This window comes from Candidatus Paceibacterota bacterium (assembly GCA_028714275.1).
Classification (GTDB): domain Bacteria; phylum Patescibacteriota; class Minisyncoccia; order Phycocordibacterales; family CAINVO01; genus CAINVO01.
In genome coordinates this window covers 1-8,219 of the sequence record JAQTMP010000036.1, presented here as the reverse complement: position 1 = coordinate 8,219, position 8,219 = coordinate 1, and the positions used below count along the sequence as shown (strand labels likewise).

The following is an 8,219-nucleotide window of genomic DNA, read 5'->3' as shown; positions in this document are numbered from 1 at the left end:
CCAGAGCCTTTTTTGGTAGACCACTTTCTCTAGGAAGACGACTTGAGGATCTTTCTTGGGACGGAGGTCGAGGAGGTTGGGCATATGCTATGGATTTTAGCATAAATTCTCCCTCTGAGGTATAGAAAAATGTGTGGATATGTGGATAATAGCGGATAATAGCAAGAATCTATTGGCTAGCCAAATGTCGATAGACAAAGATAGCCCCGAAAAGTGAAAGCGGCATAGTGATGATGGTACCAATACCAAAAGCAATGGCTCCGCCAATGTTTATGAGAATAAGCAGAAGACCAAAGCCCAATAATTTCCAGCGTACCCCTTTGGTGACCCGAGCACTCTCTTTCATGGCTTTGATCGGACCAAGATTTTTGTCAACAATGACAATAGTAGTAAAAGCGAAGGCGATGGCAAAAATAATGCCTGGAATGATCAGAAAAACTGTACCGACAGCCACCACAAAAGCATAGATGATGGATCCGGCAATAAATTTCCAAAAGAGGTTTTGATAATTGAAAATCTCTCGAAACTTTGGCTTTTCTCCATCGTAAATCCTGAGAAAAATTTTGATAAAACCAATCGAAACGAGAATCGAAATAATCGCCAAAAGAATACTGCAAAAACTAAACGCCACCACATATGGCAGGCTTACAAAATTACTCATCCTCTGGACAATGCTGGAGAGGATTTTTAAAGCCAACACAAAAACAGACATGCCAATGACAAGGCCGATGTTGTTGATGGTCGTATCCCAACCGTAGCCGAGGGCTTCTTTAATTGAAAAGGTTTTCATAACAAATATTGTACCACACCCCAAAATAAAGTCCTTCCCAGAGCACGGATAAATCCTTGCTAGGATTTTCCTCGTGCTCGCTCCGTCGAGCCTCGCAAGTCTCTGGAAAGGACTTTATTTTGGGGTGTGGTGACAATGTTTATCCTATAAAATCTATTGATTTATTAAAGCCTCTAGTTCTTGAGGAACATCTACAATACCCATTTGATTAGGTATTCCTTTACTTGTTCCAGTCAAAATTGAGCCCATCAATAATGCGATGGTTTTTTCTATTTCAACAGGAGTGGCCTCATATTTATTGCCCTTGAAAGTTATAGGGAAACCATTATTTACAAAATAAAAATTTTTATATCTGACATCGTCATGTACACCTTCATCTTTTCTAAACGCTGATACTGGAAACTCCCTGTCTGATGAAGATGCGCTTATAAAATGATAGCCATGTTCACACTTGAGACTATCTAAGTCTAAAACACTTAACAAAACCGTACCTGTAGCACCAATCACAATATCAGGCTTCTCACTTTTAAGACTTGCCAAGAGGGCTTCTTTATTTGTTTCAAGATCAAATCCGGTAATGCTAAAGCTTTCCTCACTAAAAATTTGTAGCAAAGAATTGCCAATCGGACCTAAACCGATGATCGTAACTTTAGGTTTGACCAGCTTATTATCGTTTATATACTTTTTAACTCTTTCAAAAATAATTCGTCCAATGATTGGACTTTCTTGAGTTAGTTTTGTTTTTGAACGGGCCACATTAAAAACTGGAAAATTTAGCTTTAATCCTTCCAGTTTTCTGAAACCAGAAGAGGTTTGTTCAACAGCAAAGTAAATACTCTTTTTCTTTAAAGCCTCAATTAAATACCCTCCATCGTCTAAAACAATATTTTTGTTTTTATCAGATACTTGTTCAAAGATAAGTTGACAGTTATTTGTATGTTCAACATCAAAGGCTCTTCCCGTAAACTGAGGTTGGATGGCCTTTATACCTAAACCTTTCAACTCTTCAACCACTTCATTATTTGAGGAATAAGCTTTACCTAAAGCAACCATATTTTCAGGCCTAAAACCAAACTCAATAAACATCTTATACATCTCTGACTGTGGAGCAAGTAAGTGTTGACAGCTATATAAAAAATATTCTGACAAATCTATTTTATCATTTTTATAGTGTTCTAATATTTTTCGTAGTAATGGATAGGAGTATTCCATAAGCAAATTGTAGCACGACCAGCACAAAACCCTCGATGGAGACTTGCGAGCTCGACGGAGCGAGCACGAGGAAAATCCTAGCAAGGATTTATCCGTGCTCCAGAGAGGGTTTTGTGCTGGTCGTGCTACAAACTACTTCTTCTGGAACTTTTGTAATGTGACGAGCAGTGGCGAGCCGATAAAGATAGACGAGTAGGTACCTGTGGCGATACCGATGATCAAGGCGAGCGCAAAGTTGTGAGTGGCTTCGGGACCAAAGAAAAAGAGGGCGAGCAGGGCGATAATGGTAGTCAAAGAAGTGTTGATCGAGCGAGTGAAAGTCTGGGAAATACTCTCCCCCACTATTTCATCAAAAGGTTTGCGGCCGAGATCGTGTTTGAGATTTTCACGAGTACGATCAAACACCACAATAGTATCGTGCACCGAGAAACCAAGAATGACCAAAAGGGCGGTCACGAAAAGGGCGTCGATTTCATAGCCCCCCAGATGCCCAAGGTAGGCAAAAATACCAGTCGGAATGATCACGTCGTGAGCCAGAGCGATAATAGCCACCACTCCGTATTTCCATGAAGAAATCGGCCTAGAAACGCCTCGAAAAGCAAAAGTGATAAACAGAATAATCGCAATCACCACAAGAATAATGGATGTGACCGCTTTACCTTGAAGCTCCTGCCCTAGAATCGGTCCGACTGTATCAGAACGCTTAACTTCCATGCCGTCGGTCCCCTTTTGAGACAAAACATCAAGCACTTGAAGACGTTCGGGCTCTGTCAAAGTGCGAGTGCGGACAATAAAACCAGTATCCCCTGTTGGACGTACGATTGCTTCCCCTACGTTAAGAGTGCTGAGCTGCTGATTGATGACAGAAAGCTCTGGTCTGGCGGTGGTGTAGTTGACCTCAATAATAGACCCTCCTTTGAAATCAATGCCAAAGTTGAGACCCCAGAAAAAGACGGCAAAGAAAGAAAAGGCGACGAGAATGGCTGAGAGCGTGTAAAAGATTTTTCTGTATTTGACGACAAACATGGTGGTGAAATTATTTGTTAATTATTTATCCGACTATTTATCCAGACCGTTGCTAAAAATAAAGTGAATGAAACGATTCTTCTTTTTGAAACCGAGGGCTTTCAAAAATGTGCGGGATACAGTAATAGCGGTAAACATAGAGACAAGCACACCGATCAAAAAGACTAGTGCAAAACCTTTGATCAGAGCTGAGGTGGCAAAAGTGTACAGGATGATCGCCGTAATAATAGACGAAAGGTTTGAATCGCGGATCGAAAGCCAAGCGCGAGCAAAACCTTCACGCACGGCGTCTTCGAGCGCCAGACCTTTTTTCAATTCCTCTTTCATACGTTCGAAAATAAGAATATTGGCATCCACTGCCATACCGATAGACAAAATAAAGCCGGCGAGACCGGCTGAAGTCAAAGTCACTGGGATGAGTTTGTAAAGAGTCAGGTTGATAGCTGTATACATAGCCAAAGAAACAATGGCCACCAAGCCAGGCAAACGATACCAAAGAAGCAAGAAGAGAGCGACCAAAAGGAAACCCCACAGACCGGCTTTGACACTAGTATTTAAAGCATCCGCCCCGAGAGAAGCACCAATAGTCTGAGTCCCGATGAGCTGAATAGGTACGGGCAAGGCGCCGTAGTTTAGATTGCGCACTAAAGTCTTGGCTTCATCAGGAGTCATGTTGCCTCCAGAGATCTGAGCCTGACCGCTCGTGATCACGCTTTGGACGACTGGGATAGAGATAGGTTTGCCGTCGAGAAAGATGGCCACCCGTTTGCCAATATTGGCCTTGGTAATATCCGCGAAAAGTTTGGCGCCATCAGAGTTGAACTGGAGCCCCACCATAGCCTGATTGTTTTGATCAAACTCAAGAGTAGCTCGCTGAAGATATTGACCGGTCAAAGGAGTGACATCAAAAAGCGAAGCGATGTCTTCGCTTGAAGTGGCCGTATCCAAAGCCGATGACGAAGCGGTGCTAGCCTTTTCAGTCCGAAAATCCAGAGTAGGTGTCGCGCCAATCAAGGCAATCGCTTTATTAACATCGGTCACTCCCGGAAGTTCGACAATGAGCTTGTTGACTTGCACACCTCCAATAGTGGCCTTTTCAGTCTGGACAAGAGGCTCCGCTACCCCAAAAACATTGATGCGGTTTTCAATGACATCCCGCAAAGACTGCATGGCACCATCTACGTCACTGGCCGCTATTTTTGAGACATCAGCCTGGTAGACAAGATGCGTCCCGCCGTTGAGATCAAGACCGAGCTTGAAAGGGTGTGAGGCGTTGGCGCTATTGCTGTTGACAAAATAACCTAGGCCGAGACCGACGATAATCAGAAAGATGGCGAAAACACGTGTTTTTAGCATGGGATTAAATATTTAAGTTGTGCTGGCAATTATAGCTATTTTGGAGAAATAAGCAAACAAAACTACTTCCCCACAAAAGTCACCAAGGTCTTGATTGTCTTAAGAGCAATCATAATATCAAGCATAAAAGAGCGGTTTTTAATGTAATAAAGATCATAGGAAAGCTTGTTGCGAGTCTCTTCGACATCGGCGGCATGATGAGGGTGCTGCTGATGATACATCTGAGCCCAGCCCGAAAGGCCTGGAGTCACCAGATGGCGGACGCTATAGTATGGGATTTGCTCTTCGTAGACTTTCACTAGCTCAGGCAGCTCTGGGCGAGGACCGATCAATGAGATGTCCCCTTTGACCACGTTCCAAAGCTGAGGTAACTCATCGATGCGAGTCCTGCGAAGAAATGAACCGACACTGGTCACTTCTATTCCATCGCGCATTGTCCGAAACTTAATAATTTTAATCGGACGATTATTTTTTCCAATCCTAAACTGATGAATAAAGATAGACCCGCCATCACATAGCTTTGTAGCTATAAAAACAAATGGATAGAAAACTAAAGAAACGAGGCCAATGATAAAGGCGGCCATAAAATCCACCAGGCGTTTCAAGGCATCATACACAATACTCGACTCGAGCGACATATTGGCGAGAAACCAGTTGTGCTTGATGAGAGACTCTGGCAAGCGACGAAAGAGAGCCTCATAAATATCATTGAAATCCACAAAATGAACACTTGAAAAAACCAAACCATATAAAAGAGGCAATGCCTTTTCAATCTTTTCACTGTGCAAGTCAATAATCACAATCGATATTTTTTGCTCTTTGACGAGCTGGGAGACAGTTTGTCCAATCAAAGAAAGATCCGCTTCGTCGAGATTGATAAATGAAGATAAGGTGATGCCGTGACGATTGTTAGCTTTTAGCTCGTCCGCCACTTCCCGACCTTCATAGCCTCCCGCAATCAAAATGGCCCGGTCGGATTTACGAATCGAAAATATTGGGTAGAGAACTAGACGCCAGACAGCCATGCCTGCAAACGAAACGACTAAGTAAATAAAAAGATTGGTTTTTGGAGTAATGCCGAAATAAGGGATAAAATAAAAGAACAGGACGGCAATGATACTGTTGGCCACGTGGGCAAAAGCTAGAGATGAGGGTAGGCGCCCACGCAAAACTACAGTCTGCCGTTCATACAGACCAGCAATAAAAAAGACCAAGATCCAGACCAAAAAAACCAAGGAAAAAGGCACGAGGTGGTCAAGAAAATATTGATGCGAAGGGACAGTAAAAAAACGGAGGTAAAGGGCTAGCCACAAGGTAGCTACCAATACGGCAATATCCCCGACAAGGAGGATAAAAGGCTCTTTTCTATTAAACACGGTCATAATATGCAATAATATACTCCTATAAACAGCAAATTCATAGTGGCGGGGGCGCCGCGCCCCCGCCACTCAAAACGCATGAAAATCCTCTACTGCATCACCAAATCCAATTTCGGAGGGGCCCAACGCTATGTTTACGACCTGGCCACCTCTCTCTCCAAACAAAATGAAGGCCAAAATGAGGGAGTTGTCGCCCTCGGTGGACATGGTCAGCTAGCTGAAAAGCTCGAAGCAATCGGCATTCGGACTATCTCTATTCCCAAAGCCGAGCGGGATGTTTCTTTTTTAAAAGACCTCGGCGTTTTTTTTAGTCTCATAAAAATAATCCGAGCCGAAAAACCAGATGTACTCCATATCAATAGTTCAAAAATCGGGGGGCTTGGAGCGCTTGCAGGTAGATTCTGTCGAGTGCCTCAGATCATTTTCACCGCGCATGGTTGGGCTTTTAAAGAGCCTCGGGGTACATTCGCTACTCTCATCATCAAAATTTTATCTTGGCTTACGATTATTTTTTCCCATAGTGTGATAGTGCTTTCAGAAAAAGAGCGGGCCATGGTCGCCAAGTGGCCTGGTGCAGCCAAAAAGCTTCACGTCATACCCCTTGGCATCAGAGCTTTGCCCACACTTTCAAAAGAAGAGGCTCTGCAAGAACTTGGCATCAAAGTGGATGAAAAAATGGCAAAGAAAAAAATTGTTGGTACCATTGCTGAGCTCAATCACAACAAAGGCCTCCCTTATGCTGTCCAAGGCCTCGCGGAATATATCAAAAATGATTTGCTCTACGTCATTATTGGCGAGGGAGAAAAAAGAGCTGAGCTAGAAAAACTAATTACGGACACCAAAACCGGTGATCGTATTTTTTTGGCGGGCTATAAAAAGGATGCCGCGCGTTTATTACCAGCTTTTGATATTTTTCTTTTACCCTCGGTTAAAGAAGGCTTACCATACGTCATCCTCGAAGCTGGTGCCGCCTCCCTGCCCGTCATCGCCACCAAAGTTGGCGGCATTCCTGAAGTAATTGAAAATCTAGTCAGCGGACTTCTCGTCGCCCCTGCCCGCCCCAACGAAATCCGCAACGCCCTACTTTACCTAGATGACCACCCAGAGATGTTCGCCTCACTTGGTGCCAATCTGAAAGAAAAAATTGCCAAGGATTTTAGTCTTGAAAAAATGATCGAAGGAACTTTCAATCTCTATAACAAAATGTAAAGAAAAAATAATCTCCTTTTTGGAGACACGGAAAATTTCTACTGAAATTTTCCTTATCCTCGCCAACGCTTTGGCTGCGGGGTCTCCAAAAAGGAGATTATTTTTTCTTTAAGAATTTTTGATAGTTAAATATTCCTGTACTCCTTTAAGCCAGCCTCCTTTGAAATAGTCCTCTGGTTTAAAAGTTTTGATGTCGACCCAGAGCAATTCAGTGTGGCGCTCGGAAAGCCTAATCTCTCCATTTTTGTAATTAGCTGGATAACCAATGGCAAATATTCTAACTGTAGGACTACCTTCCGTCGCTTCCACTCTCTCATGCCTTAAAAATAATAAGGGCTTGCCGATTTCATATTCAACTTCGTTACCAACCTCTTGATTCATTTTTCTATTAATAATATTTTCTAACGGTGCCTCAAATTCATCCTTTTTTATTCTCCCTCCGGGCAAATCCCAATCACCGAAGTTATCTTTCATAATTAAAAACTTCCCATCTTTTTCAAGAAAAACCTTTACTGCCACAAAATAAGTATCTTTTTCGTTAGAACTCATATTTTAGTATTATAAGTTATTTATTAAAGTGGATGAAACTCATTCTTGATCACATCCTTGTGGGTGGCCCTCGCATACCTGCGCATGCTCATCAAAATACCGATACCGAGACACTCCGTCACCAAGTGCGAACCTCCATAGCTCATAAACGGCACCGGAATACCCGTCACCGGCAATAGGCCTACATTCATACCAATATTGATGATGAGGTGGGTCATAAAAAAGATGGCCAGACCGACACCAAACAAAATTTCAAAATTGGTCTCACCCCGCACGGCATTGGCCAAAATTCGCCAAATCAAAATGCCGAAAAGAATTAATAAAATAAAGACCCCGATAAAACCCCACTCCTCGGCAAAAGCCGCAAAAACAAAGTCCGTCTGATATTCAGGTAAAAATTTCAGACGTGACTGCGTGCCATAGCCAATCCCCTTGCCTATCAGCTGTCCTGACCCTACAGTCACTGTCGCTTGGTAAGCATTGTAACCAGTCCCTTGAATATTTGAAAGCGGATGAATAAAGTTGAGAATACGATCTTTTTGATATTGCTTGAAACCAAAACCCCATAGGCCCGCAAAGGCCACAGCCCCGACCAAAAAGACAATGGCGATATGTTTTTTGGAAATGCCTGACACCAGCACCATACCCAGCCAGATAGCAAAAATAGTAATCGCTGAACCAAAGTCGGGATGCAGGGC

The 8,219-nt window shown here is 43.0% G+C and carries 8 protein-coding genes; 1 reads left to right on the top strand and 7 read right to left on the bottom strand.

Features of this window, described 5'->3' with window-relative positions:
- Window positions 1-169 precede the first annotated feature (169 nt).
- From PHF79_03410 to PHF79_03390, 5 genes are all read right to left on the bottom strand, one after another.
- Window positions 170-790: a YciC family protein gene (locus tag PHF79_03410; protein ID MDD5318834.1), complete on the bottom strand. Its 621-nt coding sequence runs from the start codon at window positions 788-790 to the stop codon at window positions 170-172.
- A 153-nt stretch (window positions 791-943) separates the two neighbouring features.
- A complete protein-coding gene (locus tag PHF79_03405; protein MDD5318833.1) occupies window positions 944-2,002 on the bottom strand; it encodes a hypothetical protein in 1,059 nt (352 codons plus the stop codon).
- 132 nt (window positions 2,003-2,134) lie between these two features.
- Window positions 2,135-3,028 carry a protein translocase subunit SecF gene (gene secF / locus PHF79_03400; GenBank protein MDD5318832.1) on the bottom strand — a complete coding sequence of 298 codons (894 nt, stop codon included), beginning with the start codon at window positions 3,026-3,028 and terminating at the stop codon, window positions 2,135-2,137.
- 33 nt (window positions 3,029-3,061) lie between these two features.
- Complete coding sequence (gene secD, locus PHF79_03395) at window positions 3,062-4,384, bottom strand: protein translocase subunit SecD (GenBank protein ID MDD5318831.1); 1,323 nt, start codon at window positions 4,382-4,384, stop codon at window positions 3,062-3,064.
- Between the two features lie 62 nt (window positions 4,385-4,446).
- A complete protein-coding gene (locus PHF79_03390; GenBank protein ID MDD5318830.1) occupies window positions 4,447-5,766 on the bottom strand; it encodes a sugar transferase in 1,320 nt (439 codons plus the stop codon).
- Between the two features lie 75 nt (window positions 5,767-5,841).
- Between PHF79_03390 and PHF79_03385 the strand changes: the two genes are divergently transcribed.
- Window positions 5,842-6,972: a glycosyltransferase gene (locus PHF79_03385; protein MDD5318829.1), complete on the top strand. Its 1,131-nt coding sequence runs from the start codon at window positions 5,842-5,844 to the stop codon at window positions 6,970-6,972.
- A gap of 108 nt (window positions 6,973-7,080) precedes the next feature.
- Here PHF79_03385 and PHF79_03380 read toward each other — a convergent pair whose 3' ends face one another.
- Both PHF79_03380 and PHF79_03375 read right to left on the bottom strand, forming a co-directional pair.
- The gene (locus tag PHF79_03380; GenBank protein ID MDD5318828.1) at window positions 7,081-7,521 is read right to left on the bottom strand and encodes a hypothetical protein; all 441 of its coding nucleotides are present in this window, start codon (window positions 7,519-7,521) and stop codon (window positions 7,081-7,083) included.
- Between the two features lie 23 nt (window positions 7,522-7,544).
- Window positions 7,545-8,219: FtsW/RodA/SpoVE family cell cycle protein (locus PHF79_03375; protein MDD5318827.1), on the bottom strand; the 675-nt coding region annotated here is incomplete at its 5' end.

What these genes read in the sequence shown, in the direction of transcription:
- PHF79_03380 (MDD5318828.1), bottom strand. Translation starts at nt 7,521, where the DNA reads ATGAGTTCTAACGAAAAAGATACTTATTTTGTGGCAGTAAAGGTTTTT.
- secF (MDD5318832.1), bottom strand. Translation starts at nt 3,028, where the DNA reads ATGTTTGTCGTCAAATACAGAAAAATCTTTTACACGCTCTCAGCCATT.
- PHF79_03385 (MDD5318829.1), top strand. Translation starts at nt 5,842, where the DNA reads ATGAAAATCCTCTACTGCATCACCAAATCCAATTTCGGAGGGGCCCAA.
- PHF79_03410 (MDD5318834.1), bottom strand. Translation starts at nt 790, where the DNA reads ATGAAAACCTTTTCAATTAAAGAAGCCCTCGGCTACGGTTGGGATACG.
- PHF79_03390 (MDD5318830.1), bottom strand. Translation starts at nt 5,766, where the DNA reads ATGACCGTGTTTAATAGAAAAGAGCCTTTTATCCTCCTTGTCGGGGAT.
- secD (MDD5318831.1), bottom strand. Translation starts at nt 4,384, where the DNA reads ATGCTAAAAACACGTGTTTTCGCCATCTTTCTGATTATCGTCGGTCTC.
- PHF79_03405 (MDD5318833.1), bottom strand. Translation starts at nt 2,002, where the DNA reads ATGGAATACTCCTATCCATTACTACGAAAAATATTAGAACACTATAAA.